General features: G+C 68.3%; 20 protein-coding genes. 9 read left to right on the plus strand and 11 right to left on the minus strand.

All coding sequences use genetic code 11. The annotated features are described in order from the left end of the window. Positions 1–70 precede the first annotated feature (70 nt). Together ACFV9C_RS25090 and ACFV9C_RS25095 are read left to right on the plus strand one after the other, a co-directional pair. Positions 71–697: a TetR/AcrR family transcriptional regulator gene (locus ACFV9C_RS25090; protein ID WP_380197249.1), complete on the plus strand. Its 627-nt coding sequence runs from the start codon at positions 71–73 to the stop codon at positions 695–697. 183 nt (positions 698–880) lie between these two features. Then, positions 881–1,480 carry a dihydrofolate reductase family protein gene (locus tag ACFV9C_RS25095; RefSeq protein ID WP_380197251.1) on the plus strand — a complete coding sequence of 200 codons (600 nt, stop codon included), beginning with the start codon at positions 881–883 and terminating at the stop codon, positions 1,478–1,480. A gap of 29 nt (positions 1,481–1,509) precedes the next feature. On the opposite strand, the gene ACFV9C_RS25100 is transcribed toward ACFV9C_RS25095, so the two are convergent. Then, entirely contained in the window at positions 1,510–2,841 is a 1,332-nt protein-coding gene (locus ACFV9C_RS25100) for an IS110 family transposase (protein ID WP_380197619.1), read from the minus strand. Positions 2,842–3,167: 326 nt separating this feature from the next. Between ACFV9C_RS25100 and ACFV9C_RS25105 the strand changes: the two genes are divergently transcribed. Then, positions 3,168–4,403, plus strand: coding sequence for a deoxyguanosinetriphosphate triphosphohydrolase (locus ACFV9C_RS25105; RefSeq protein ID WP_380197252.1), 1,236 nt, complete (start codon positions 3,168–3,170; stop codon positions 4,401–4,403). Between the two features lie 6 nt (positions 4,404–4,409). Here the strand turns inward: ACFV9C_RS25105 and ACFV9C_RS25110 are convergent, their stop codons facing one another. After that, positions 4,410–6,257 carry an exo-alpha-sialidase gene (locus tag ACFV9C_RS25110; RefSeq protein WP_380197254.1) on the minus strand — a complete coding sequence of 616 codons (1,848 nt, stop codon included), beginning with the start codon at positions 6,255–6,257 and terminating at the stop codon, positions 4,410–4,412. Between the two features lie 98 nt (positions 6,258–6,355). Here ACFV9C_RS25110 and ACFV9C_RS25115 point away from each other — a divergent pair, with 98 nt between their 5' ends. Then, entirely contained in the window at positions 6,356–7,594 is a 1,239-nt protein-coding gene (locus tag ACFV9C_RS25115) for an NAD(P)/FAD-dependent oxidoreductase (protein WP_380197255.1), read from the plus strand. Here ACFV9C_RS25115 and ACFV9C_RS25120 read toward each other — a convergent pair. Continuing rightward, positions 7,591–8,433 (minus strand): TolB family protein, encoded by an 843-nt coding sequence (locus ACFV9C_RS25120; RefSeq protein ID WP_380197256.1) that lies wholly within the window; start codon positions 8,431–8,433, stop codon positions 7,591–7,593. The two genes, ACFV9C_RS25115 and ACFV9C_RS25120, sit on opposite strands and share 4 nt — an antisense overlap. Before the next feature lie 40 nt (positions 8,434–8,473). On the opposite strand from ACFV9C_RS25120, the gene dnaG reads away from it, so the two are divergent. Continuing rightward, the gene (gene dnaG, locus ACFV9C_RS25125; RefSeq protein ID WP_380197258.1) at positions 8,474–10,369 is read left to right on the plus strand and encodes a DNA primase; all 1,896 of its coding nucleotides are present in this window, start codon (positions 8,474–8,476) and stop codon (positions 10,367–10,369) included. Here dnaG and ACFV9C_RS25130 read toward each other — a convergent pair. Further along, entirely contained in the window at positions 10,366–10,965 is a 600-nt protein-coding gene (locus ACFV9C_RS25130) for a TetR/AcrR family transcriptional regulator (RefSeq protein WP_380197259.1), read from the minus strand. The two genes, dnaG and ACFV9C_RS25130, sit on opposite strands and share 4 nt — an antisense overlap. A 90-nt stretch (positions 10,966–11,055) precedes the next feature. Here ACFV9C_RS25130 and ACFV9C_RS25135 point away from each other — a divergent pair, with 90 nt between their 5' ends. After that, complete coding sequence (locus ACFV9C_RS25135) at positions 11,056–12,174, plus strand: FAD-dependent oxidoreductase (protein WP_380197261.1); 1,119 nt, start codon at positions 11,056–11,058, stop codon at positions 12,172–12,174. Here ACFV9C_RS25135 and ACFV9C_RS25140 read toward each other — a convergent pair. Together ACFV9C_RS25140 and ACFV9C_RS25145 are read right to left on the minus strand one after the other, a co-directional pair. Beyond that, positions 12,152–13,171 carry a phosphotransferase enzyme family protein gene (locus ACFV9C_RS25140; protein ID WP_380197262.1) on the minus strand — a complete coding sequence of 340 codons (1,020 nt, stop codon included), beginning with the start codon at positions 13,169–13,171 and terminating at the stop codon, positions 12,152–12,154. The genes ACFV9C_RS25135 and ACFV9C_RS25140 overlap by 23 nt on opposite strands. Further along, complete coding sequence (locus ACFV9C_RS25145; protein WP_380197264.1) at positions 13,131–13,667, minus strand: DUF664 domain-containing protein; 537 nt, start codon at positions 13,665–13,667, stop codon at positions 13,131–13,133. The genes ACFV9C_RS25140 and ACFV9C_RS25145 overlap by 41 nt, the downstream gene beginning before the upstream one ends. Before the next feature lie 121 nt (positions 13,668–13,788). Here ACFV9C_RS25145 and ACFV9C_RS25150 point away from each other — a divergent pair, with 121 nt between their 5' ends. After that, positions 13,789–15,438, plus strand: a complete 1,650-nt coding sequence (locus ACFV9C_RS25150) for a M28 family peptidase (protein ID WP_380197265.1) — start codon at positions 13,789–13,791, stop codon at positions 15,436–15,438. Between the two features lie 53 nt (positions 15,439–15,491). Here the strand turns inward: ACFV9C_RS25150 and ACFV9C_RS25155 are convergent, their stop codons facing one another. Together ACFV9C_RS25155 and ACFV9C_RS25160 are read right to left on the minus strand one after the other, a co-directional pair. Then, entirely contained in the window at positions 15,492–17,285 is a 1,794-nt protein-coding gene (locus ACFV9C_RS25155) for an alkaline phosphatase family protein (RefSeq protein ID WP_380197267.1), read from the minus strand. 119 nt (positions 17,286–17,404) lie between these two features. Further along, on the minus strand, positions 17,405–20,098 hold the full coding sequence (locus tag ACFV9C_RS25160; protein ID WP_380197268.1) for a PKD domain-containing protein: 2,694 nt from the start codon (positions 20,096–20,098) through the stop codon (positions 17,405–17,407). A 194-nt stretch (positions 20,099–20,292) separates the two neighbouring features. Here ACFV9C_RS25160 and ACFV9C_RS25165 point away from each other — a divergent pair, with 194 nt between their 5' ends. After that, positions 20,293–20,994 carry a tyrosine-protein phosphatase gene (locus ACFV9C_RS25165; protein ID WP_380197270.1) on the plus strand — a complete coding sequence of 234 codons (702 nt, stop codon included), beginning with the start codon at positions 20,293–20,295 and terminating at the stop codon, positions 20,992–20,994. A gap of 311 nt (positions 20,995–21,305) precedes the next feature. Continuing rightward, complete coding sequence (locus tag ACFV9C_RS25170; protein WP_380197272.1) at positions 21,306–22,526, plus strand: tyrosine-type recombinase/integrase; 1,221 nt, start codon at positions 21,306–21,308, stop codon at positions 22,524–22,526. 544 nt (positions 22,527–23,070) lie between these two features. Here ACFV9C_RS25170 and ACFV9C_RS25175 read toward each other — a convergent pair. Genes ACFV9C_RS25175 through ACFV9C_RS25185 form a run of 3 tightly spaced genes read right to left on the minus strand, consistent with a single transcriptional unit; the run spans position 23,071 to position 24,394 of the window. Beyond that, positions 23,071–23,379: a hypothetical protein gene (locus tag ACFV9C_RS25175; protein ID WP_380197273.1), complete on the minus strand. Its 309-nt coding sequence runs from the start codon at positions 23,377–23,379 to the stop codon at positions 23,071–23,073. After that, the gene (locus ACFV9C_RS25180) at positions 23,376–23,987 is read right to left on the minus strand and encodes a hypothetical protein (RefSeq protein WP_380197275.1); all 612 of its coding nucleotides are present in this window, start codon (positions 23,985–23,987) and stop codon (positions 23,376–23,378) included. The genes ACFV9C_RS25175 and ACFV9C_RS25180 overlap by 4 nt, the downstream gene beginning before the upstream one ends. Continuing rightward, a complete protein-coding gene (locus tag ACFV9C_RS25185; RefSeq protein ID WP_380197277.1) occupies positions 23,987–24,394 on the minus strand; it encodes a hypothetical protein in 408 nt (135 codons plus the stop codon). Before ACFV9C_RS25185 ends, ACFV9C_RS25180 begins: the two co-directional genes overlap by 1 nt. Positions 24,395–24,800: the final 406 nt, after the last annotated feature.

The following is a 24,800-nucleotide window of genomic DNA, read 5'->3' on the forward strand; positions in this document are numbered from 1 at the left end:
CCAAACTATACGAACGGTCGTATTATTAGTTTCGATCAGCGTAGCAGTCAATGCACTTAGGATCGGGATCGTGGAGAAGGTCGACGGACGGCTGGCGCGGGGTGATCAGACCCGGCGCGCCGTGCTGCGGCGTGCCGTCGACATCGCGTCGGTCGACGGCCTCGAAGGACTGTCGATCGGGCGGCTGGCGACCGAGCTCGGGATCAGCAAGAGCGGGCTGTTCGCGCACTTCGGCTCCAAGGAGGAGCTCCAGCTCGCCACGGTCCGTGCCGCGCGCCGGATCTACGCCGACAACGTGGTCATCCCGGCGTACGAGATCGAGCCCGGCCTCGGTCGTGTGTGGGCGCTGAGCAGGCACTGGCTCGACTACTCGCGGAGCCGCGTGTTCCCGGGTGGTTGTTTCTTCCAGAAGGTCTCGCACGAGTACTCCGCCCGCGACGGAGCCGTCCACGAGTACCTCGCCGCCGTACACAGCGAATGGATGGACCTGATCGAGACCGCGATCACCGAGGCCGTCGACCGCGGCGAACTCACGGCGGACCCGGCTCAGCTCGCCTTCGACCTGAACGCGTACTACGAGGCCGCGAACCTCGCGTCGATCCTGCACAACGACGAGACCGGCTACAACCGCGCCCGCCGCGCCGTCCAGGAGCGCCTCGCCGCTGCCGTCGTACCGGGGACTCCGCTGCCCTGGTGATCCCGCCCGCGGATGCGGGTGCCGTTGAGAGCCGCGAATAGAAGCAGTACGGCGGCGATCGCGACGGCTCCACCGATCTGCCGGTAGGTGTTGCACACGGCGCCGGCAGCGCCCGCCCGTTCGCCCGGAACGCTACGGAGTCTGTGACCGGATTTGTCGGTGGGGGTCCCTAGATTGGGGGATATGCGGCCTCATGTGGTGGCTCAGCTGGCGGTTTCGCTGGACGGGGCGACGTCGGGATTCGACGTCGACCTCGCCCGGTTCTATGCGCTGGCGACGCTGTGGCAGGAGGACGTGACGCTGATCGACGCGGAGACGATCGTTGCCCAGGAGAACGAAGTACGGGCGGCCCCGCGCCGCGGCTCGCGTGCCGACGGGCCGTTGCTGGCGGTGGTGGACGACCGGGCCCGCGTCCACACGTGGGACTCGTTGCGCGAGCTTGGCTACTGGTCCGGCGTACTGGCCCTCTATGCCGACCTCACGCCGCCGCGCCCGCCGGACGCGACCACCCGCGAACTCGTCACGGGCTACGAGGAGGCGGACCTGCTAGAAATCCTCACCGTTCTGGGCCGGCGGGGCGTACAGACCGTGCGTGTGGACTCGCCCGCACTCACCAGGACCTGCCTGGACCAAGGATTGGTGGATGAGCTCGCGCTGCTCATCCACCCAGTGCTGTCGGGCGGCGAGTCGTGGTACGACACTCCCCGCCTGCACCTGCAACACGCCGGGACCGAGGTCTTCCGGGACGGCGTCATCTGGATCCGTTACTGCGTAGCCATCTGAAGGTCGCGAAACTGAGTTCCTAAGGAATGTCAAGCCACCTGGGTAGCTTCTATGCTGGTGTTGGCGGGCCGGGATGTTGGAGCGCTTAGCGACTCCTGTGACTCCCGGCTCGTCCTGTGTTTGCGGCGTTGGGACTGGCGGGTGTTGGCGGCTTTGGTCCGGGTCTGCTTGTCGACCTGGTGCTTGGTCTTGACGATCTGGCGGCCTTCTTCGGGGGTGATGACGCGGCCGTCGGTGTCGTGCAGGGTGTAGTGCTGGCCGGTGCGCCAGCAGGTCGCGATCCGAGTGAGCAGGGTGGTGGCGATGTGGCAGATCGCGGAGTCGTGGTGCCGCTGGGTGGACATCAGCCGGGCGTATTTCGCCGCGAGTTGTGGGTCGGTCTTGCGGGCGGCGTCGGCCGCGGTGAACAGGGCTTCGCGCAGCAGTGGGTCGCCGGCCTTGGTGAGGCCGTGCTGGTGGAGGGACTGCCCGGACTGGGCCATCTTCGGGACCAGGCCGGAGTAGGCGCGGATCGCGGCCAGGCTGGTGAACCGGTGCGGGTCACCGATCCGGCCGGTGATGATCGCGGACGTGACCGGCCCGACGCCGGGCGCGGAGGCGATGATGCCGGTGGGGTCGGCCTCGGCGTAGAGGTTCGCGCAGCGTTCATCGAGGTCCTCGATCTGCTCGGTCAGCACCTGGGCCTGTTCGGCTTCGACCGCGATGTCGGCGGCCAGTTCCGCGAAGTCGATCCCGTCGGTTCCCCAGAGCTCGATCGATTGTTTCGCCGCGGTGAGTAGTGCCCGGGCGTGGTCGTCGCGCCAGGCGCCGCGCGAATGCCGGATCAGGAACCGGGTCAGCCGGGCCTGCCCGAGCCGCACCAGCGCGTGGGGGTCGGCGTAGCGGGTCAGCACCGCCAGCGCGGCCTTGCCGTAGTTCGAGCCGAGCGCGTCGTACCAGGCCGGGCCGAGCAACTCCAGGTGGGCGTCGAGCCGGGAGAAGATCGCGGTGCGGCGTTTCACGATGGACGCCCTGATCTTCACCGCGCGGCGCAGCGGTTCGGCTGGCCCGTCGCCGGTGTGCTCGCGCAGCCCTTCGGGGTGTAGCAGCGGCAGCCGGGCCAGCAGCTTGGAGTCCAGATGGTCGTTCTTGGTGTGCTTGGAGTAGTACGCCCGCAGGTCGGCCGACTGGGTGGTGGGCACCATCGAGACCTTCGCGCGCCGGCGGCGGAACCATGACGCCACCGGCGCCCAGGCGTTGCGGGTCGGTTCCATCACCACCGTGAGCGTGTCGGCCTCGGTGAGACCGATCGCGGCCCACAACGCCTCTAGTTCAGCCGGCCGGGTGAAGAAACTTCCTCCCCGTCCACACGAACGTCCCATCACGACGGGCCAGCGAGGCCTGGTGCGCGGCCCGGCACGCCAGGTCGATACCCAAGGTCAGCTCCACGAAGATCCTTCCACCACAACGAACACGGTCACTCGGCCCAGTCCGACAACGGCACAGCCCAGACATTCCACAAGCAGAAGTCCACCCCCAGCGAGGCGGCTCCAAGTTCCCGAACAGGCCCAGCGGCCGAACACAAGACCGGCCCCGCGGACGACCACTCAGTCTTCAGGAATCGCCAGGCGTTCCGGTCCGTGGTCCGGCCGCCCGCGGGGCACGCACTTAATCTAAATGTCCGTGGTCGCCGTTAGTGTGGGTGGTGATGAGGAAGCAGCATGAGGGGTACGACGAGCACGACGCGGAGCGGTGGGTCGCGGAGCCGGTGAAGCGGCCGGGGCGGACAGCGTTCGCGCGTGATCGGGCGCGGGTGCTGCACAGCGCGGCGTTGCGGCGGCTGGCGGCGAAGACGCAGGTGGTGCTGGCCGGGAGCGACGACTTCGTGCGGAACCGGTTGACGCACAGCCTCGAGGTCGCGCAGATCGGGCGGGAGCTGGCGGCGACGCTCGGCTGCGATCCGGACATCGTGGACGCCGCGTGTCTGGCGCATGATCTCGGGCATCCGCCGTTCGGGCACAACGGGGAGCGGGCGCTCGACCAGGTCGCGGCGGACATCGGCGGGTTCGAGGGGAACGCGCAGACCTTGCGGCTGCTGACCCGGCTGGAGTCCAAGACGTTCGACGCGGACGGGCGCAGCGTCGGGCTCAACCTGAGCCGCGCGACCCTCGACGCCGCGACGAAGTACCCGTGGGCGCGACGTCCTGGCGAGCGGAAGTTCGGGGTGTACGACGACGATCTCGCGGTGTTCACGTGGTTGCGGCCGGGGGTGGGGGAGCGGCGTTGCCTGGAGGCGCAGGTGATGGACTTCGCCGACGACGTGGCGTACTCGGTGCACGACGTCGAGGACGGGATCGTTGCCCATCACATCGACCTGGCCGCGGTCGACACGGTGCGGGAGCCGTACTGGGAGACGGTCCGGCAGATGTACTTGCCGGAGGCAAGCGACGCCGAGCTGGACGAGGGGTGGGCGCGGCTGAAGGCGCTGCGGTACTGGCCGGCGTCGACGTTCGACGACAGCCGGCGGGCGCTCGGTGGGCTGAAGGACCTGACGAGCGAGCTGATCGGGCGGTTCGCGACGGCGGCCGAGCAGGCGACGCACGCGGTGTTCGGCGGGTCGCGGCTGATCCGGTACGAGGCGGACCTGGTGGTGCCGCCCGGAATCCGCACCGAGATCGGGCTGCTGAAGGGCGTCGGCATGTACCACGTCCTCAAGTCCCCGGAACGCCAGGCCCGCCGAGCCACCCAACGCGAACTCCTCACCGAACTGGTCGAAGCACTGTGGAAAACCGCCCCACGACACCTCGACATCCCCTTCCAGTCCGACTTCACCACCGCCACCGACGACCACTCCCGCCTCCGCGTCATAGTCGACCAGGTAGCCAGCCTCACCGACCCCTCAGCCCTCGCTTGGCACAGTCAGCTGGTAGCCCGCACCAGCTGACAGGCTTCAGTGGATGGCGGTGAAGGGGAGGTCCAGGCCTAGGCGGTTGTTGTTGGGCTTGTTGGTGAGGCGGATCTGGGTCAGTTCTTCGTCGGAGAGCGCCCGGCGGTAGACGCGGACCTCGTCCAGCGAACCCTGGAAGCGGTTGGCGCCGTCGACCCGCTGGCCGATGTGGATGCCCTGGACGCCGAACTCCTTCCCCGCGGTGACCGACCCGGCGGGAGCCGCCGTGGAGCCGGCCTCGACGCCGTCGACCACCAGCCGCAGCTTCCCGTTCGCACGCTGGAGTACGATGTGATGCCACTGGTTGTCGTTGTACGCCGACGTCGACTGCACCGTCACGTTGAACCGGTCGACCGACAGCAGCGCGCGGATCCGCTGGCTCTCCGGCTCCGCCCGCAACCACACCTGCGGCGTACTCCCCGACCCCGTCCGATAGGCCCAGAGGATCGCGTGCGACCCGGTCGTCGACCCGTACTTGATCCACGTCATCATCGTGAAGTCGTCCGCCCCGAGGTCGATCGACCGGTCGAACGGCACCTCGACGTAGTCGTCCACCCCGTCCAGCGCGAGCCCGTTCCCGAACTTGCCCTCGGCAACAGTCGCCTCACCGCGCACGTACGCCGGATTGTGCGCCGGCCCGACGTCAGGCGTCAGCGGCCCCGGCGCCGGCGGGCCGGGGATGCCCGGCGGCGTCCCGTTCGGCACCGACAGGTACGCCTCGTTGAACCGCGCCCACCGGATCGACTCGTACGGGCTCGCCACCCCCGCCTCGTACAGCAACCCCGCCTGGTCCCCGTCCAGCCGGACCATGTCGGAGTACGCCGACGGCCCCCACCAGAACACCTTGCCCTGCTGCCACGTGCCGAATGACCGAGCCTCGTCGTACGACGACCGCACCGTCAGCACCTCTCGCGCGGCCGGATGCGCGGGCGCCGAGAACAGGATCCGGTGCGAGTCGAACCGCAGCAGCGACCCCTGCACGTCCGGCATCACCAGCTGCGGGATCGTCCGGAACGGCTTGTCGAACGTCTCCCCGCCGTCGCTGCTGATCGCGTACGCGCGGTTGCCCGGATCCGTCCCGCGTTCCCGGGCGAGCGCGTAGATCCGGCCGTCGTTCAGCTCGACGACGGTCACCTCCTGCGCGATCACCTTCCCGTCCTCCCGGGACGTCGTCGCCCCGATGTGCCAGGTCTCGCCGGAGTCGTCGGAGTACAGCAGGTGCGTGCCGTAGACATGCGGCCCGACCCCGTCGTACGTCTCGAAGTTCGCGCCGACGATGAGCCGGCCGGCGTGTGGGCCGTGCTGGAGCTGGATGCCGTGCATCGGGCCGGTGGCGTACCAGAAGTTCCAGCTCGGCAGCTTCGCGTCGGTGAGTTCGCGGGGCGCGGTCCAGGTGGCGCCGTTGTCGTCGCTGGTCTGCACGTACGGGTCGCGGTCGCAGCCGTTCGTGCAGGGCTCCGGGCCGTTGTGGGTCGTCACCAGGACGACCCGGCCTGTCCGATTGTCAACAATCGGCACAGGATTGCCGTGGGTACTCCCGTTGCCGTCGGAGACCACCTGCAGCGGCCCCCAGGTCTGGCCGCCGTCGGTGGAGCGGCGCAGCACGATGTCGATGTCGCCGTCGTCGCCGCAGTCCGCGACGCGACCCTCCGCGAAGGCGAGTACGTCGCCGTTGGCGGCATGCACGACGGCCGGGATCCGGAAGCAGGAGTAGCCGTCGGTCTTCTGCTGGAACAGCACGCTGTCGTCGACGAACGGGGCGGGCGGCCCGGACGCGCGGGCCGGCGAGGTGAGGGTGACGAACACCAGGAGGGCGGCGGCCGCGAGGCGGCCTGGTCGGGGTACGCGCATGACTCTCCTCAGCAAGACATAGGACGTATTATGTCCTGCGACAACGTAGTCATCGAGACCGCCTGCGACAAGGGTTCAGCGAGGACTAAGGTTCGTTCATGGCTGATGAACAGATCGTGATCGTCGGTGCGAGTCTCGCGGGTGCGACCGCGGCCGAGACCCTTCGGGAGGACGGCTGGAGCGGGCGGATCGTCCTGATCGGCAGCGAGAAGTCCTTGCCGTACGAGCGACCTCCGCTGTCCAAGGACGTCCTGCTCGGCAAGGCCGACACCGGTGCCGCGCAGTTGCACGACCAGCAGTGGTACGACGACCACTCGATCGATCTCCGGCTCGGTACGACGGCGACCGCGATCGACCCGGCCGCGCACACGGTGACGCTCGACGACGGCACGCAGGTCCCGTACGCGAAGCTCCTGATCGCGACCGGCAGCCGGGTCCGCGAACTCGACGTACCGGGGGCCGAGCTCCCGGGCGTGCACTACCTGCGGACGGCGGAGGAGTCGCAGGCGCTGACCGAGGCGTACGCCGCGAAGCCGCGGGTGGTCGTCGTCGGCGCCGGGTGGATCGGGCTCGAGGCCGCGGCGGCCGCGCGCGAGCGGGGCTGCGAGGTGACGGTCGTCGAGCCTCAGTCGACCGCGCTCGCCGCGGTCCTCGGGGAAGAGGTCGGCGGGCTGTTCGCCGACCTGCACCGCGCGCACGGCGTGCAGTTCCGCTTCGGTACCGGCGTCGAAGGTTTCGAGGGCACCGACAAGGTCACCGGCGTCAAGGTGACCGGCGGCGAGGTGATCCCGGCGGACCTGGTGATCGTCGGCGTCGGCGTCCGGCCGAACACCGAGCTCGCCGCGGCGGCCGGCATCGAGGTCGCGACGCCGGAGAACGGCTCCGGCATCGTCACCGGCCCGGACCTGCAGACGAAGGTCGCGGACGTGTACGCCGCCGGCGACGTGGTTCGCTGGGACCACCCGCTGCTCGGCCGCTCGGTCCGCGTCGAGCACTGGCAGAACGCGAAGGACACCGGCGCCGCGGCCGCGAAGGCGATGCTCGGCGAGGACGTGTCGCACGATGCGATCCCGTACTTCTTCACCGACCAGTTCGACCTGGGCATGGAGTACGCGGGCGAGGTGCCGCGCGGTACGTCGTACCACGTGGTGCTGCGTGGCGACCCGAAGTCCGGCGCCTACCTGGCGTTCTGGCTGGACGACGAGAACCACGTCCTCGCCGGTATGCACGTGAACACGTGGGACACGATCGACGCGGTCAGCGCGCTGATCCGCTCCGGCAAGCAGGTCGACCCGGCCCGCCTCGCGGACACCTCCGTCGAGCTGGCGGACGTCTAGAGCGGGTAGGTGACGTACGCGAACGACGAGCTGTCCGGTGACCAGCTGGGCACATTCATCGTGCCCTGGCCGCCGAACAGGCTCGTCAGTTCGCGGATCTCGCCGTCGCGGGTGAGGAGCCGCAGCCGGACGTCGTCGATGTCGACCGGATGCCCTTCGGTGCCGGTCGGGAAGCTCACGTAGGCGATCGCCGACCCGTCCGGCGCGGGGTGCGGGAACCAGTTGACCCGCTCGTCGTCGGTCAGCTGCTGGGCCGTGCCGTCCTTGATCCGGAACAGCTGCGCCTGTCCCGCGCGTTCGGAGTTGAAGTAGATCCACTCGCCGTCCGGCCCGTACTCCGACCCGTCGTCAGCGAACTCGTCGTCGGTCACCTGGACGTCCGCGCCGCCCGCGGCCGGGATCGTCCACACGTTGGTGATCCGCCGCTCGCCGACCCACTCCAGCCCGATGTACGCGAGCGTCGTACCGTCCGGGGACACACCGTGCAGGTAGTGGTGGAACCCGGCCCCGCGGTCGTTGGTGACCCGGCGGCCCGCGCCGCCCTCGATCGGTACGGCGTAGATGTGCCCGTCCCCGGCCGACACGTACACCGTCCGCCCGTCCGGGCTGACCACGTGGTCGTTGTTGATCGCGGGCACCCCGCCGAGCTCGATCTCCTCGAGCCCGTCGGCCACCCGGTACAGCAGCCCGTTGCCGTTGACAATCAACGTACCGTCGGCGAGCCAGTTCGGCGCCTCGAACAGCACCTCGTCCGAACTGAACACCAGCCGGTGCTCGTTACGGGCGACATCGACGACGTACAGCTCGGACCGCTGACCTTGGCGAAGGGTACGTGGCATACCCGTCAACCTACGTGATCGGCCCGGCTAGACTCGCGGGGTGGCAGGCCGGATCAAGGAAGAGGACATCGCGCTGGTGCGCGAGCGGGCCCGCATCGACGACGTCGTGGGTTCGTACGTGACCTTGAAGAACGCCGGCGGTGGCAACCTGAAGGGCCTCTGCCCGTTCCACGACGAGAAGTCGCCCTCGTTCAACGTCACCCCGGCCCGCGGCTTCTTCTACTGCTTCGGCTGCCAAGAGGGCGGCGACGTCATCGACTTCATCCAGAAGGTCGACCAGATCACCTTCTCGGAGGCGGTCGAGACGCTGGCCTCGAAGGTCGGCATCCAGCTGCGGTACGAGGACTCCGGCGCGCCGGTGCCGCGCGGCCCGGGGAACCAGCGGCCGCGGCTGGTCGAGGCTCACCGGGTGGCCGCCGAGTTCTACGTCGACCAGCTGTTCGGCGCGCCCGAGGCGTCGCTCGGCCGCCAATTCCTGGACAAGCGCGGGTTCGACAAGGACGCCGCGGTCCAGTTCGGGGTCGGGTTCTCGCCGCGCGGCGGCGAGGCGCTGGTGAGCCATCTGCGCGGTCGCGGCTTCACGAACGCCGAGCTGGTCGCCTCCGGCGTGGCCGCCGACGGTCAGCGCGGGCTGTACGACCGGTTCCGCGGTCGGCTGATGTGGCCGATCCGGGACGCGTCGTCGGACGTGATCGGGTTCGGCGCCCGCCGGTTGTTCGACGACGACCGGATCGAGGCGAAGTACCTGAACACGCCCGAGACGCCGATCTACAAGAAGTCCAAGGTGCTGTACGGCGTGGACCTGGCCCGGCGGGAGATCGCGAAGGGCCGGCAGGCCGTCGTGGTCGAGGGCTACACCGACGTGATGGCGTGTCACCTGGCCGGCGTCCAGACCGCGGTCGCGACCTGCGGTACGGCGTTCGGCGACGACCACGCGCGGGTGCTGCGGCAACTGCTGCTCGACAACGACCAGTTCCGCGGCGAGGTGATCTTCACCTTCGACGGCGACGAGGCGGGTCAGCGGGCGGCGCTCAAGGCGTTCGCGGGCGACCAGGCGTTCGCGGCGCAGACGTACGTCGCGGTCGAGCCGGACGGGCTGGACCCGTGCGACCTGCGGCTGCAGAAGGGCGACGCCGCGGTCCGCGAGCTGATCGGGCGGCGCGTCCCGCTGTACCGGTTCGTGCTCGGGAACGTGCTGACGAAGTACGACCTGGACCGGGCGGACACCCGGATCGACGCGCTCCGCGAGGCGGCCAAGCTGGTGATCAGCATCCGGGACCGGTCGAAGGTGGACGGGTTCACCCGTGAGCTGGCCGGGCAGCTGGGCATGGAGGTCGACCAGGTCCGGTCGGAGGTCTACCGCGCGGCGTCCCGAGGTGTGGCACCGCAGCAGCAACAGCACCACCAGCAGCAGGCCGCGGCCGCTGCCGCCGAGGCCCGGCCGGTGCAGCGGACCGACATCCCGTCACCGCGGGACCAGCGGTTCGTGATCGAGTGGGACGTGCTGAAGGTCGCGATGCAGTTCCCGGCGCTGGTCGGGACCGCGTTCGACGAGCTCGACGACCACGACTTCACGCATCCGTGGCTGGCCGCGGTCCGGGCCGCGATGGCGAAGGTCGGCGGCCCGGCCGTCGCCGCGCCCGGCGAGGCCTGGGTGGTCGCGGTCCGCGATGCCATCGGTAACGACCCGGCCGCCGCGGTGGTCGGCGCACTGGCCGTCGACCCGCTCCGGCTCGGCCGTGACCCCGACGAGCAGTACGCGCACGCGCTCCTCGCGCGTCTCCAGGAGCTGACTTGCGCCCGCCGCATCGCCGACCTGAAGTCGAAGCTCCAACGCACCAACCCGATCGACCGCGCCGACGAGTACAACCGCATGTTCGGCGAACTCATCGCCCTCGAGGCCTACCGCGCCGAACTCCGCAACCGCGCCATTTAGTCTTTGAGATGCGACACCAAGCGGGCGACCTCTTCGGCGTACTTCGTGGTGAAGTCTTCGTCGTCCGGGTCGAGGCCGAGGGCACGGGCGATCTGGGGGAAGACGACCGGGGCGGAGGCCAGGCCGAAGAGGGCCAGGCCCGTGTACGCCGGGTCCAGGTCGTCGGCGAGCTCGCCGTCGGACTGGCGGCGGCGGAAGTCGTCGACCATGCCCTGGAAACGGGCGCGTTGCCCCTCCGCGTCGTTGCTGCTGGTGTCGCGGTCGACGGCCTCGCGAACGAGTAGCCGCAGCAGGTCGGGCCGCGCGATCGACGTCCGGGCATAGGCGCCGACCATCTCGCCGAGCGACTCGGCGCCCTCGGTGATGGCCGGCTCGGAGGCCCGCCAGCGCTCCGCGACCGCGCGGTAGAGCCCTTCCTTGCCGCCGAAGTAGTACGAGATCAGTTGCTTGTTCACGCCCGCCCGGGCCGCGATCTCGCCGACCCGCGCGCCGCTGAACCCGTGCGCGCCGAACTCGACCTCCGCCGCGTCCAGCAGCTGCTGCTTGCTGCGCTCGGGGTCGCGCTGCCGCTCCTCGGGTCCGGGTGATCTGCGCACGAAATCATCCTAGCGGACCGCCATCCGACGTGCTAACTTAATCAACCAGACGGATGATAGAGTTTGCCTCACGGATGATTGGAGTCGGAGATGAAGGTCGCGATCATGGGTGCCGGCATCGGCGGACTGGCGCTCGCACAAGGACTGCGGAAGGCGGGCAAGGAGGTCGTGGTGTACGAGCGCGATCCCTCCCCGCAGTACCGCAAACAGGGGTACCGGATCCACATCAGCCCGGTCGGGGAGGAGGCGCTGGCCGCGATGCTGCCGGACGCCGTCCGACGGCGTGTGATCGCGACCGCCACCCATCCGGGCGACCTGGTGGCGGGGTTCGACGCGCAGCTGAACGAGCAGTTCCAGCAGGTGTTCCCGGTCGCCGGACCGGACTCCGTGACGTCGGTCGATCGGTACGCGTTCCGCCGGGCGCTGATGACCGGGCTCGACGACGTACTGCGGTTCGGCAAGCAGTTCACGTCGTACGCCGAGACGGCCGACGGTGTCGAGATCTCGTTCGCGGACGGGACGTCCGTGACGGCCGACCTGCTCGTCGGGGCGGACGGCGTGGGGTCCGGCGTCCGCCGGCAGTTGGTGCCGGAGCTCGACGTGACCGACATCGGGGTGCGCTGCATCTACGGGAAGGTGCCGTTGACGGACGCGGTGCGGGCGGCAGCGCCGGAGGCGTTCCTGCGCGGGTTCTGTTTTGCGAGCGACGGTGCCGGTCTTGGTACGGCGTTCGGGCCGGTGATGTTCCGGGAGCCTCCGGCGGAGTACGGCGACTACCTGATGGCGGTGCTGACCGGGACGAACGCGGTGCTCGGAGCGTCGGACGAGGAGCTGTTCGCGATGCGGCCCGCCGACCTGTGGGCGATCGTGACGCGGTCGGTGGCGGACTGGCATCCGGCGATCCGCGCGCTGATCGCGGCGGGGGAGCCCGAGGCGGCGTTCCCGATCACGCTCCGGACCTGCGTCACGGTGCCGACCTGGTGGTCGGAGCGCGTGACGATGCTCGGCGACGCCGTCCACCCGATGACCCCGGCGGCAGGCGCCGGCGCGAACACCGCGCTCTGGGACGCGGCTCGGCTGACACGAGCGCTGACGTCGGGGGAGGACCTCGCGACGTACCAGCAGGACGTGGTCACCAACGGGCAGGAGATCGTCACGGAGTCCCTGCACAACGCGGAGCGCCTCTTCAACGTGTCGATCCCAGTTTGAGATGGTCCTGCACCTCTGGCAGTCGGTCGAGCATCGTCAGGGCGGCCTGGTGGCGGGCTCGGGCGTACAGCTCGAGGGAGGCGGGGACGGGTGCGGGCTCCGACAGTGGGTAGGTGGAGCCCAGGGTGTGGGCGCAGCCGGCGGCGACCACGGACCGGAGGTCGTCCGGACGTGCGGCGGGATGCTCGGACCGGTAGGCGTCCAGCAGTACGGCGAGGCCGTCGATCCACTGGTCGCCGAGGATCACCGTCCGCGGGTCGCAGCCGATGCGGGCGATCTCCCAGGCGACGAAGCCCGGCCGCGGTGGCTGGAAGTCGATCACCGCGGCGACGTGGTCGCCCCGCAGCATCAGGTTGGGTGAGGCGAGGTCCCCGTGCAGGACGTGGGTGGTCAGCGCGGGCAGACCGGCGAGGATCGCGCCGGCCCGTCCGAGCAACGCCCGGCGTTCCCGCGCCGCTTCGCAGGCCCACGCTTCGAAGGAGGTGAGCTCGTGACGTGCCTGGAGACGTGCGATCAGTTCGTCGAAGTTCCTTTCGGCGCACGCGACATCGCGGAGCCCGGCCGCCGGACGGAGCGTCGGCCTGGCACCTGGGTGCTCGGACAGGAGGCGGTGCAGCCGGCCAAGCATGGTCCCGACCGCGGGCCAGCGCGCGCCGGTGATCCCGCCCTCGGCCGTCTCGCCGTCGACGAACTCCCACAACGACATCGGCAACGGCGCCGCGATCAGCTCGCCGTCGAGGGTCCGCCGTACCGCGGGCACCGGCACCGCGCGGCCGGCGTACGCGGTCAGCTCGATGGCGTCCCGTTCGCTGTCGAGGTTGCCGTTGTAGAGCTTGGCGAACCACGAGCGGCCGGTGTCGTCGACGACCTGGTAGTTGACGGTGTTCGTCCCGGCATGGATCCGGTGCAGCTCGACCGCCTGCACGCCGTACGACGTCTGCAGCGCCTCCGTCAGCTCATTCAGGGTCGTTACCCCGTACGCCGTCCACGGCTTCACGCAGTACGTCGGCGTGGCCGGTGTGCTTCAGGTACTCCTCCAGCAGGTCGAACGCGATCCGCCGGCGGTTCGTCGCCCACGCCGGATCGGGGTCCTCCACGATCGCGTCCAGACCGCCGTCCGCGCTCAGCTCCTGCCAGGTCGCGCGGGAGCGGGCGGCCGCGGCGTACCAGAGGGCGTACAGCTCCTCCGGGTCGTCGGCGACGGCGGACTCCCAGCCCCAGCGGTCGTTCTCGACCCAGCTGCGGGTGTCCCACGGCGCGGCGAGCGGGCGGTCGGCTGCCCGCGAGGTGAAGCCGTCCTCGACGAACGACATGTGCTTGATCAGACCGGCCAGCGTCATCGTCGACGGCGGATGCGTCTGCCGGAGTTGCCCGGCGGTCAGACCGCCGGTCTTCCAGGCGAACTGCTGCCGCACCCGGTCGAGGGCGAACTGCAGCGTCTCCACCTCGTTGCCGCGCGGGCCCGCGTCCAGCGGGAGGTTTCTCCAGTTCATGCCAGCTCCTTCGTGAGCCACCAAGGATGACAGTCCTGTCATGTGTCGTGCCAGATCTTCAGTCCGCGCCTCTCCAGGCGTATCAACGGCATGTACATAGCGTCAGGGGAGGGAGAAGAGGATGAGGCCAGGACAAGCACGACGTCGAGGCTGGGGACTCGCGATGGCCGCGGCGGCCGCTGTGGCTGTCACCGGGGCCTTGACGCCGGTCGCTTCGAGCGCCACCGGGACGGCCGACGCCAACCCGACGGCCTGCGCCAACCGGGTCAACAACACCCCGCAGAAGCTCGTCGACTGTGTCACCCAGACGGATCTCTGGGCCCACATGGTCAAGTTCCAGCAGATCGCGGACGCCAATCCGGGCGCCGACGGCCACCCGTCGCGGAACTCGGGGGAGCCCGGCTACAAGGCGTCGGCCGACTACGTGGCCAGTGTGATGAAGGCCGCGGGGTACGACGTCACCCTGCAGGAGTACAAGTTCCACTACACGAGCTTCGTCGGTACGCCGGTGATGCATGAGGACTCGCCAACGCCGCACTCGTTCGCCCTGGTCACGGACTTCAATCCGGCGTCAGTAGCCGGTTCGGCCAGCGCGAAGGTGCAGCCCGCGGCCGGCATCGTCGTCCCCGCGACGCCCACGCCGAGCTCGGCCAGCGGGTGCGCGGCGTCCGACTTCGCCGGGTTCGTGGCGGGCAATATCGCGCTGATCCAGCGCGGCACCTGCACGTTCGCGCAGAAGGTCGCGAACGCCCAGGCGGCCGGCGCGTCCGCGGCCGTCATCTTCAACGAGGGCAACCCCGGACGGACGAACGCCTTCTCCGGCAGCCTTGCCGGTACGGAGCACATCCCCGTGCTGTTCACGTCGTACGCCGTCGGCACCCAACTGCTGTCGCAGTACGTCCCGGGTTCCGGCCCGACGCTGACCGTCAACGTCCAGGTGATCGACGACCCGAACCGCTCCGACTGGAACGTGATCGCCGACTCCAAGGGCGGCGACCCGAACAACATCCTCGTCGTCGACGCCCACCTGGACGCGATCTTCGGCGCCGGGATGCTCGACAACGCGTCGGGCTCGGCCACGATCCTCGACATCGCCCAGCAGCTGAAGAACACCAGCCCCCGCAACAAGCTGCGCTTCATCTGGTTCGGCGGCGAGGAGCTCGGGCTGCTCGGCTCGCGGTTCTACGTGAACACGCTGCCGGCGGCCGAGCTCGCCAAGATCAAGTTCGACCTGGACGCCGATGTGACCGCGACACCGAACTACGTGGCCGGCGTACTCGACCCGAAGGACGGCGTGACCCTGTTCGGGCGCGGCCCGGGGACCCCGATGCCGTCGAGCATCTGGGCGCCGTCCGCGATCGGCCGTGACTTCGGGATCGACTACCTGAACTCGATCGGGAAGAACCACATCCTGTTCTCGGCCGACGGGACGGACGCGTTCAGTTTCCAGCAGGCGGGCGTCCCGGCCAGCGGTGTCCTCACCGGCCAGGACTGCTGCAAGCTCGCGTCGGACGTCGCGCTGTTCGGCGGGTCCGAGGGCAACTTCGAGGGCACCGTGCCGGGCGACGACGGCGGCTGCGTGGACAACCCGTTCCGCTGGTGCGACAACCTCAGCAACAACGACCCCACGGTCCTGACCTGGATGTCCAAGACCTTCGCGAACATGGTCGGCCACATGGCGTTCGACACGCAGGTGTTCAACGCCCCCAAGCCGGGCACCGGTCATGCCAAGAAGGCGCCACAGGGTCCCAAGAATGCACTGACCAGCTAAGCGGTGCAGCATGAGCCTCGGTCCTGCCCGGGACCGAGGCTCATGCCCTCAGCTCACCGCCGGGCGTGCGTGACGGCGCCCGGAAGGACCCGCGTGCCCTCGACCTGGACGGCCCGCAGGCTGTGCGGGTCGAGCCCGAGCAGAGACAGGATCGTCGGCGCGACCTGGGTGGTCTCGACGGGGGTACGCACGACCTGCGCGCGGACGCCCGCGCCGCTGACCAGCATCAGGACGTGACGGTCGCCGGAGTTCATGCCACCGTGCTCGGCGAGCTTGGACGGCTTCGCGTAGACGACGCCCTCCTGGACCTTGCCGAAGACGTCGGGATAGCGCCCATTGCTGACCGGTACGCCGAAGAATCGCGCGGCCTGGGCGCCCGCCCAGATGTGGGTCAGACCCGAGTGCGGAACCGTGACGGACTTCTTGTTCACGTCGAAGCCCTGCGCCGTGTGGTTCCACAGGTAGCTCTTGACGAAGTTGCTCGCGGCCTGCGAGTTGTCCGACAGGTAGGACTGCCACAGGTCGTCGTTCGTACCCGCGACGATCAGCGTCTTGCCCGGGTGCGTCTTGGCCCACTCGGCGTTGATCGCGTCGACGATCGGACCGTCCTGCACCGTGACGAGCTTGGTGGGATCCTGCGGCGACTGGCCGTGCTTCGCGGTGACGATGATCGTCGTCGAGTCCGTCAGGTGCTGCTTCGCGAGCTCGGCAACCATCCGGCCGAGCTGGGCGTCGACGGAGGCGAAGGCGCTCGACAGCACCGGGCCGGGGACCAGCTTCCCGTTGCCCCACTGGTACCCGCCGGGCTGCGGTGCGCTGGTGGTGTACCCGCCGTGGCCGTCCGAGATCAGGTCCGCCGAGGTCGACGGGATCTTCTGCGCGACCGAGACGGTCTGGAAGTTCATGCCGAAGACCGCCGGCGTACCGACGTGGCTCTTGCCCGAGTGGTCGAGACCGTCGATCTCGTTCAGCATCGCCTGGACCTTGTAGCCGTCGTACTGCTTGGTGGCGGCGTCGATGTGCGCCCAGTCGTCGTCCTGCGGGTACGGCTTGCCGTTCGGCATCACGGCCTGCGAGTCGATCTCGGGCCCGAAGAAGTCGTCGATGCTCTTGCCCTGTGAGCCCGGGCCGTTGAACGACAGGTAGATCGCGTGCTTGTCCGACCACGCCGTCCGCAGGCCGGCGGCGTGGACCACCTGGAAGATCGAGTTGTCGCCCAGGTAGTCCCACGGCATCACGTTCTTGCAGGTCGCCGGGTCGATCGGGAACGTCGACTTGTCGAACGACGACGCGTCGTTCTTCAGGTTCATGATCAGCGTGGGGTTGCGGTCGGCGCCGTCCGGCCCGTAGATCGACCCGTTCTCGTCGAACGACGGGAACGCGTGCGCCGCACCGGTCGCCAGGTCCGGGACGCCCGGAAGCGCGTCGTCGGGCGAGTCGTAGACCACGTCGCCGCCGGTGGCCGGGTGACCCGGCGTACAGGCCGCGCCCGGCTCGTCGACCTTGTGGCTGTACTCGACGTCGTAGTAGACACCGGTCGACCTCGGGTTGCCCCCGGTCATCAGCGCCGTACCGCCCGGGTCGGAGTCCGACGGGTTCGACGTCAACGCGTGCGTGTACTCGCTGCCGCCGTGCGCCAGCCCGGCGAGCGCCGACTTCGGATGCGTCGCGACGTACCAGTCGAGGTCGCTCTGATGCATGCCGTCGACCGAGATCAGCAGGACATGCTTGGTGTGGTGGGACGCGTTCGCCGCCTGGGCGCTCGTACCGATGAGGGGTACGGCACACAGCGCGGCGATCGCCGCCGCCGCGAGTCCGGCCGCGACCGGACGGGAGTATTTCGCCATAACGCCATGCCTATGCATCGCGTACAGCGTCCGCATGACGCGCAGGTGTCCAACACCCTGCACTTCGGCAACCACAACGCGGGGAAACTGTGGACACACTCAGTTTCCCCGCGTTCCGGTCAGCTCAAGTTGACGGAGGTGTCGTCGATGACGAAGGACGTTTGCTTCGTGTAGTCCTCCACGCCGGTGAGCTTGAGCGTGATGTTTTGCCCGGCGTAGCTGGACAGGTTGAACGAGTGCAGGCTGTAGCCGGTGTTCGCGTTGAGGTTCGAGTAGGTGTACAGCGTCGACAGGACGGTGCCCGAGCTGTTCAGGACCTGCAGCTTGAGGGTGTCGTACTTCGACGTCGTGGTTGTCTCCGCGGTATCGACGTGCATGTAGAAGTTGAACTTGTAGTTCGTGCATCCCGTGGGCAGCGCCACCGGCTGCGACAACGTGTCCGTGTGGGTCGCGCCGTACCCGTCCATCCACGCCTTCCAGCTGCCGGTGCGGGCAGGCTCGCTGGTGTTGTTGCTGACCACGCTGGAGCTGGCCGACCACGGTGCCGCCGTACCGGTTTCGAAGCCGGGGTTGCCGAGCAGTTGCTGCGCCGCGCATGAGCTGGATGTCGGCGTCGCGGTCGCTTCGGTGGACTGCGCTCCCTCGCCGATCGAGTTCACCGCGCTGACCTTGTAGTAGTACGCCTGCCCGTTGGTCAGGCCGGTGTCGGTGCAGGTCAGTACGACGCCCAGGCCGCTGCAGCCGCCGCTGGTCACTGGCGTTTCCGAGCCGCTGCTCGTGCCGCGGTACACCTTGTAGGCGGTGATCGCGACGCCGCCGTTGTTCGCGGGCGCTGTCCACTTCAGGGAGGCCTGGGCGTTGCCGGCGGTTGCGGTCAGCCCGGTCGGGGCGTCTGGCGGTGTACCGGCGATCGGCGATGCGGTGACGCTGACCGTTGCAGTCGCTGTCTTCGAAGAGCTATCGGTGACCGTCAATGTCGCCGTGTAGGTGCCGGCTGTGGTGTAGGTGTGGCTCGGGTTCTGCGTCGAGCTGGCCGCGGAGCCGTCGCCGAAGTTCCAGCTGTAGCTGTACGACGGAGTACCGCCGGTGGCCGTACCGCTGAAGTTCGTTGTCAGCGGCACCTGTCCGGACGTGGGGTTGCCGGACGCGGTGGCCGTGAGCGGGCTGCCGACCGCGCCCACGGTGGTCGTGACCGTCGAGGTCGCTGTCTTCGAAGAGCTGTCGGTGACCGTCAACGTGGCCGTGTAGGTACCGGCGGTGGTGTAGGTGTGGCTCGGGTTCTGCGCGGTGCTCACGGCCGAGCCGTCCCCGAAGTTCCAGGAGTAGGAGTACGGCGCGGTGCCGCCGGTGGCCGAGCCGCCGAACGACACGGTCAGCGGCGCGTTTCCGGTCGACGGCGTACCGGACGCGGACGCGGTCAGCGGGGTCGAACCCTGGAGCCACAGGTCCTCGAGCGGGTCACCCAGGGCAGCCTGATCGGCGGCGGTCATCGGGTACGTGCCGAGCCCCAGGTTCCCATTCGGGTCGATGATGCCCGCGTGCACGTTCTCCATCGTCCGTTCCATCGCCGCGAGGACGTTGTTCGTCGTGTAGGCGACGTGGCTGACGTAGCCCTGCTTCATGTACTTCGGTGATGCCACGATGACCGTCGGCACCCGGTACGTGTTGGACACGTGGTCAGGCCCGTTCGAGCCGTTCTGGGTGTCGTCCTCGGTCACCACGATCACCGTGTTGTCCTTGTACGAGGCGTTGCCCATGATCGAGTCGACGACCTGCTTCGTGACCGCGTCGTTCTTCGGGATGTCCTGGTAGGTGCCCGGGTGGTCGTTGAAGAGTTCGACGTACGAGTATGCGGGCAGGCCGTTCGCGGAGACGAAGTTCAGGAAGCCGGTTCCGATCGTCTGGTCGTCGTCGTTCTGACCCTTGCAGGTGTAGTTGTTGTAGGTCAGCTCCTCCGGGACGCTCGTTCCCGGGCGGTTCACGGGCAGCACCTCCGGATTGCCTGTGCCCGGGTTCCGCCAGTACCCGCTGCCGGTGCTTTGCATCCAGTAGAAGTCACCGTTCATGACGAACGTGTACGGACTGCTGCCGCCGGCTGCGCCGGTCTGGGTGGCACATGGGTCACTGCCCTCGCCCGCCGGCCCGGTGACGCCCTTCAGTTGGCGGTCGAAGAACGTGCCGTGCGTGGCGGGGTACGGCTGCTGCTGGCTGCTCGACGCCGACTGCGCGGAGAACAGCCACCAGTGGTTCGGGCCGCTGGGCGGCTGGGTGCCGGTGCTGTACGCGTCCAGCAGGGAGTAGGTCTTCGCCAGCGTGTGCAGATTGGGCACCGAACTGATGTGGTTGGTGCTCTGCACCTGGCCGTTGCACCCGGTCTGAACCGTCGTGGCGCAGTCGCCCAGGTAGTCGTCGAAGGTGTGATTCTCGCGGTAGAGCACGACGAAGTGCGTGAACGGCGGGAAGTACGGGGCCAGGGGGTTGCTCGCGGCAACTGCCTGCTTCGTCGCGGAGCCTGCCTGCTGGGCCGCGGCCGGTGTGAACGTCCTGGGCTGCGGGAACTTCGTGAACTCCGAACCATTGCTCGCGTACTTGGCTCCCGTGCAGTCGTAGTCGTCGGGTTTGTAGGACTGCGGCCGCGAACCCTGTGGCAGATCTTTGGCATCGTCGGGGTCCGCGCTCGGATCCCAGCCCTTCAGCGTGCAGGATCCGGGACCGGACGTGGGCCGACCGCTGCCTTGGGCCGGACTCGAGATTCCTACGATCGTCACGGCGACTACCGCGACGACGGACAGCCCTGACTTCCAACCGATCATCGGAGCTCCTCCACCAGACTGATTCCGGGCGGTGCCTGGTTGGCTACCGAACGGAATGATCCGCGCGGACGAGTCCCTGAGCAAGACCTCGGCAACTTGTTCACAGGTTGTTCCGTGACCTGAGAATTGCCTTAGTTTATTGGGACTCCGGCACGACGCCCGGATTCCAGCTCCGACCGACGGAAGAGGAGCCCATGCGCCTGACTTGGCCCAACTGTCTCAACGTCCGCGACCTCGGCGGCCTCCCCACCGGTGACGGACGCCGGATTGCCGCTGGGGCACTGATCCGTTCCGACAATCTCAGCCGGCTGACCGACGCCGGGGTAGCGGCGGTGCGGGAGGCATCCGTGAGCCGGATCATCGACGTACGGACGCCACCGGAGTGCGACGGCGACCCGTCGCCGTTCGCGACGGACCCGCTCTGCCGCAACATGCCTCTCTATCACCCCGACGATCCCTACGACCCGACCCTGAGCCTCGAACAGACCTACATGGCGATGCTCGACCTCCACCCCGCACTGTTCGCCGCCGCGGTCGGTGCGATCGCGGACGCGCCGGCCGGCGCAGTCGTCGTCCACTGTCATGCCGGTAAGGACCGCTCCGGGAACGTGATCGCACTGGCCTTGAGCGTCGCCGGAGTACCGGCCCAATCAGTCGCCGCCGACTACGCCGTCCTGGACGACCGCATGCGCGACCACTTCACCGAACAGCTCGCCCTCATCGACGACCCCGACGAACGCAGCCAACTGGCCGAGTCCTTCACCGCACGCCCAGAAACAATGCTCGCCGTAATCCAGCACCTCGAAGACCAATACGGCGGCACCGAGGCGTACCTCCGTCACGGCGGCCTGAGCGACAACCAGCTCTCCACGCTGAGAGCCCGCCTCGTCGCCTAACGACGCCGGGTGCTCCAGCGCGACCCGCAGATCACGCCAAATGTCGCCGTGACCTGCGGAAACACAGAGTAGGGCGGACGGGACTCGAACCCGTGACCGAGGGATTATGAGTCCTAGGTGATCCCCCGAGAGCAGTGGGTGCCCACGGCAACCAACGGGACGTTTTCCACCACGCCAGCTTGGCGTTTGCCGCCGACTATTGTCCCGCTGATCCCGTTGGGTACCAGGCGTTCGGGGATAAGATTGGGGCTACTACAGGGGCTAGGATAGGGGCTATAGGCAACATCCCAATCACCAGAGGAGCGAACCTCATGAGCGACACCGCACCACGTCGGCGCAAAGGCGAAGGCAGCATCAGCCGGATGCATGACCACCCCACCTGCCCACCAGTCGGGCGGGACGGGAATCGTCCGGAGCACGAGTGCCGGGGCCGGTTCCGGGCTCGGATGTGGGTCACGACGATGATCGGCGAGCGGACCCGGCCGACTCTGTATGGCAAGACCGAGCGAGAGGTCATCAACAAGCTGAAAGAGCTGACCGCGAAGGAGGTCACTAACGCTGTCACGACCGGCTCGCTGACCATTGAGGACTGGTTCCGGACGGACGCAGCCGATCTGGAGCTTGTGAACCACTGGACCAGCTTGGCGCCCACCCTGAGGGAGAACACTCGCAAGGGCTACATCTCGAAGATCAACCGATACATCATCCCGCACCTGGGGAAGTACCGGCTGGACAGCAAGCAGCTCCCGGACCGCGTGGAGGCGATGTGGATCGCGATGCGGGCGGCCGGTCTGGAAGAGGCGACACTCCGCGGGACGCATGCCATCCTGACCAAGGGCTTCAAGGTCGCGGTACGGCGCGGCAGGATGAGCCGCAACCCCTGCGACCTGATCGACGCGCCGGGCACGAAGGTCAACCCCCGACGGCCCTTGACGGTCGAGGAGGCATGGCAGGTGCTAAAGCTGGCCGGGGACAACCCCCGGTTCTGGCTCGCACTCCTGGCCGGACTACGGCAGGGTGAGGCGCTGGCCCTGCGCTGGAAGTACATCAAGCTCGACGAGCCGGACGTGCCGATGCCGTACCTGATCGTCCACGAGTCGCTGGCCTGGGGCGACGATGGGCCGGTCTTCGGCCCACCGAAGTCCGAGACCTCCACCGACCGGCCGGTGCCGCTGATTCCGCCGGTTGCCGACCGGCTCCGCAAGCTGCGGAAGGTACGGTTCGCGGCCGGGGCCACCGAGGATGATCTCGTCTTCCCGAACCCCCGGACCGGCAGGCCGATGGACAACAAGCGCGACTGGACCGCCTGGACCCTGCTGCTGGAGTTGGCGGGCGTCGAACACACGGCGCTGCACGCCGCTCGCAACACCACGTCCCAGTTGCTGGAGAACGCCGGGGTGCCGCCCCGGGTCGTGGCTGAGATCCTCGGTCACGCGGACGTGAAGGTCACCTTCAACTACCAGGCGGACAACCTGCCTGCTGCCTTCAAGGCCATGCAGGACCTGGACACGTACTGGCAGGAAGCTGCGTAGCCGGCACTCGACGGCAGTCTCCGTCAACAACAAGGGCCCGGCGTGGGTAATCCCCACGCCGGGCCCTTCTGCTTGCCCGAGAGTGCCCCTCAGCACCGACCCCAGCACGTTGGGAAGTCCCCCCATACATGGGGCTTCTACAGGGTCAGAGGAGCGAACCTTCAGACCCCCTGGAGGCCACCGAACTGCATGGGGGGACTTCAGCCAGCCACTATAGCGGTGCCCTGTCATGACAGGTCGAATACGGTGGGTGATCTGTGCCACGGCACACTCGTGCCAGTCCCCGCCTGAAGTGGTCCAGGGCGGTACAGGCTGTATTCACTTGTCAAGAGTTCATGGTCTCTGCGTGCTCCACCATCAGCCGCACCGCTTCATGGGTGCAGCCAGCAACTCCTATCGGCTCGCCGGGGCAGTCCAGACACCGGACCAGCACCTTCATACGGATACCGAAGCTGGCTGGGTCTGGCCCGATCTCGAAGTGCCCCAACGTATGCGGGGGAATCGGGTCGCACGGGTCCGGCGGCATGTCGTCCATGCCCGTCACTCAGTCCGCCTCCTTCCCGACGACTCGCAGCAGTCGCCTCCGTGCACGCCCGCGTATCCCGGTGAGCTCGTCGGAGATCTGCAATTGGTGCACCTCGACTCCGGGGTCGGCAAAGTCCGGGTACCGCGAGCGGAACCCGGACCCGCTGGTCCACTCCGTCGCCATCTCAGTCGCCGCTGTGAGAGAGGCTTCGCTTTCGGGTCCGAACACGTCGAGTACACGCCGTTGCGCCTCTGTTGGGTCGAAGGCATCCACGACCACGACGTACAGGTCGGCGCGGCCTGGTGTGGCGTCGCCCCCGGAGGTCATGGCAGCAGGCCTTCCACGACGTTCGCTCCAGCTCCGCGCCGGTGTGCGTACACCCCGTGCGGGTCATGGTTGTCACGCGCCCAGATGAACGCAGCGGTGACCGACTCGAACTCAGGATGCTCCTTGGCAACGTGTTGCGTCAGGGCCCCGTGTCCCGACGTCCCACACCGAGGGCAGGTTGAGCCGAGCGCGTCCTTCAGGCCGGTGAAGCCGTGCTTTTTCACGTGTCCGCCCAAGCCGCTGTCGGTGTAGTCCATTGGGCACCACAGGCAGTACTGCGTCCGTTTGCCGACTGGGGGCCGCCCGTACCGCTGGCCCGACACCGCGTGCTTCGCCACCGAGGCAGCCGCGGAGTTCTTCACCGAGACCTTCTTCGAGTTGCCGGCCTCGAACACGACACCGAACTCCTCCAGGGCGTAGCGCATCTCCGCTGCTGTCTGGTGCTGGTCGCACGCGTCGCAGAAGTCGATCTTCTTCGGCCTACCGCCCAGCGTGTACGGGCCGCGCTCCTCTGCGGGAGCAGGCGGATCGTGGCGCGGCACGAACTCGCCTTCAAGGTCCTCCTTCACGCCGTCGCACCAGCGCTTGAGGATCAGCTCGGTCGCCATCAGTCTGTCTCCTCTACGAACGTGAGGGACTGACCCAGGTATAGGTCGGCGTTCAGTTCCTCGAAGTCACCGTCATCCAGCCGTGCCGAACCCTTGTCGAGCAGGTAGGGCACGCCGTCCTTGCTCTCGAAGTACTTGGGGTACCACTTCGTCACTTGCCGCAGCCCGCGCGGTGAGCGCACAAAGTCGGCCTCCACCTCGACACACCGGCAGATCCGGCACCGCTTGATGATTGTCATGCGTGTGCCGACCTTGTCCGGGTCTTGGCCGTACACGTAGACCCGACGCGTCTTGTACTTGTGCCGCTTCTCGCCCCGACACACCTTCTGGCCTTCGTCCCACTCGCTCAGGCGCTTGGTGGTCTGGTCGTGGTCGCCTACGGCCTGCTCTGGTTCGGTGAATGTCACGAGAGCTAACCCTGTCCTCGCCATATGGTGATGCGCTCCTCTGTTGGTCTGGGTTGGTGCTGCGCGGGCCCCGCAGGGTTGAGGGGAGACCCCACGGGGCCCGCAATGTGGGTCCGGGACCTTACCCCGTCAGGCCCAGGGAACGGCACTCGTTGTCAGTGAGCGTGTTCGCGCCGTTCGCACCGCAGGCCATGCAGAGCACGACCCCCGGCACTGGGACGAAACGTTGCCCACGGCGACGAAACGCCGTCATCACCACCTCGCTGGACGTGTCCTTGCCACAGCGAAGGCAGTAGTTCACGGACGGGCACTCGCATGTCCCGTCCACCTTGTAGTGATCCGGCAACAACGACTTGATCGGGCAGCGTGCGATGTCGCCAGACCGTACGGTCTTCTGCTTCACCCG

This window comes from Kribbella sp. NPDC059898 (genome assembly GCF_042730855.1).
GTDB lineage: Bacteria > Actinomycetota > Actinomycetes > Propionibacteriales > Kribbellaceae > Kribbella.

Excerpts from the sequence above, each read along its gene's own strand:
- ACFV9C_RS25100 (WP_380197619.1), bottom strand. The coding sequence starts at position 2,841 with ATGGGACGTTCGTGTGGACGGGGAGGAAGTTTCTTCACCCGGCCGGCT.
- ACFV9C_RS25165 (WP_380197270.1), top strand. The coding sequence starts at position 20,293 with ATGCGCCTGACTTGGCCCAACTGTCTCAACGTCCGCGACCTCGGCGGC.
- ACFV9C_RS25175 (WP_380197273.1), bottom strand. The coding sequence starts at position 23,379 with ATGACCTCCGGGGGCGACGCCACACCAGGCCGCGCCGACCTGTACGTC.
- ACFV9C_RS25180 (WP_380197275.1), bottom strand. The coding sequence starts at position 23,987 with ATGGCGACCGAGCTGATCCTCAAGCGCTGGTGCGACGGCGTGAAGGAG.
- ACFV9C_RS25170 (WP_380197272.1), top strand. The coding sequence starts at position 21,306 with ATGAGCGACACCGCACCACGTCGGCGCAAAGGCGAAGGCAGCATCAGC.
- ACFV9C_RS25095 (WP_380197251.1), top strand. The coding sequence starts at position 881 with ATGCGGCCTCATGTGGTGGCTCAGCTGGCGGTTTCGCTGGACGGGGCG.
- ACFV9C_RS25135 (WP_380197261.1), top strand. The coding sequence starts at position 11,056 with ATGAAGGTCGCGATCATGGGTGCCGGCATCGGCGGACTGGCGCTCGCA.
- ACFV9C_RS25110 (WP_380197254.1), bottom strand. The coding sequence starts at position 6,257 with ATGCGCGTACCCCGACCAGGCCGCCTCGCGGCCGCCGCCCTCCTGGTG.
- ACFV9C_RS25105 (WP_380197252.1), top strand. The coding sequence starts at position 3,168 with ATGAGGAAGCAGCATGAGGGGTACGACGAGCACGACGCGGAGCGGTGG.
- ACFV9C_RS25155 (WP_380197267.1), bottom strand. The coding sequence starts at position 17,285 with ATGGCGAAATACTCCCGTCCGGTCGCGGCCGGACTCGCGGCGGCGGCG.
- ACFV9C_RS25145 (WP_380197264.1), bottom strand. The coding sequence starts at position 13,667 with ATGAACTGGAGAAACCTCCCGCTGGACGCGGGCCCGCGCGGCAACGAG.
- ACFV9C_RS25150 (WP_380197265.1), top strand. The coding sequence starts at position 13,789 with ATGAGGCCAGGACAAGCACGACGTCGAGGCTGGGGACTCGCGATGGCC.
- ACFV9C_RS25160 (WP_380197268.1), bottom strand. The coding sequence starts at position 20,098 with ATGATCGGTTGGAAGTCAGGGCTGTCCGTCGTCGCGGTAGTCGCCGTG.
- ACFV9C_RS25120 (WP_380197256.1), bottom strand. The coding sequence starts at position 8,433 with ATGCCACGTACCCTTCGCCAAGGTCAGCGGTCCGAGCTGTACGTCGTC.
- ACFV9C_RS25115 (WP_380197255.1), top strand. The coding sequence starts at position 6,356 with ATGGCTGATGAACAGATCGTGATCGTCGGTGCGAGTCTCGCGGGTGCG.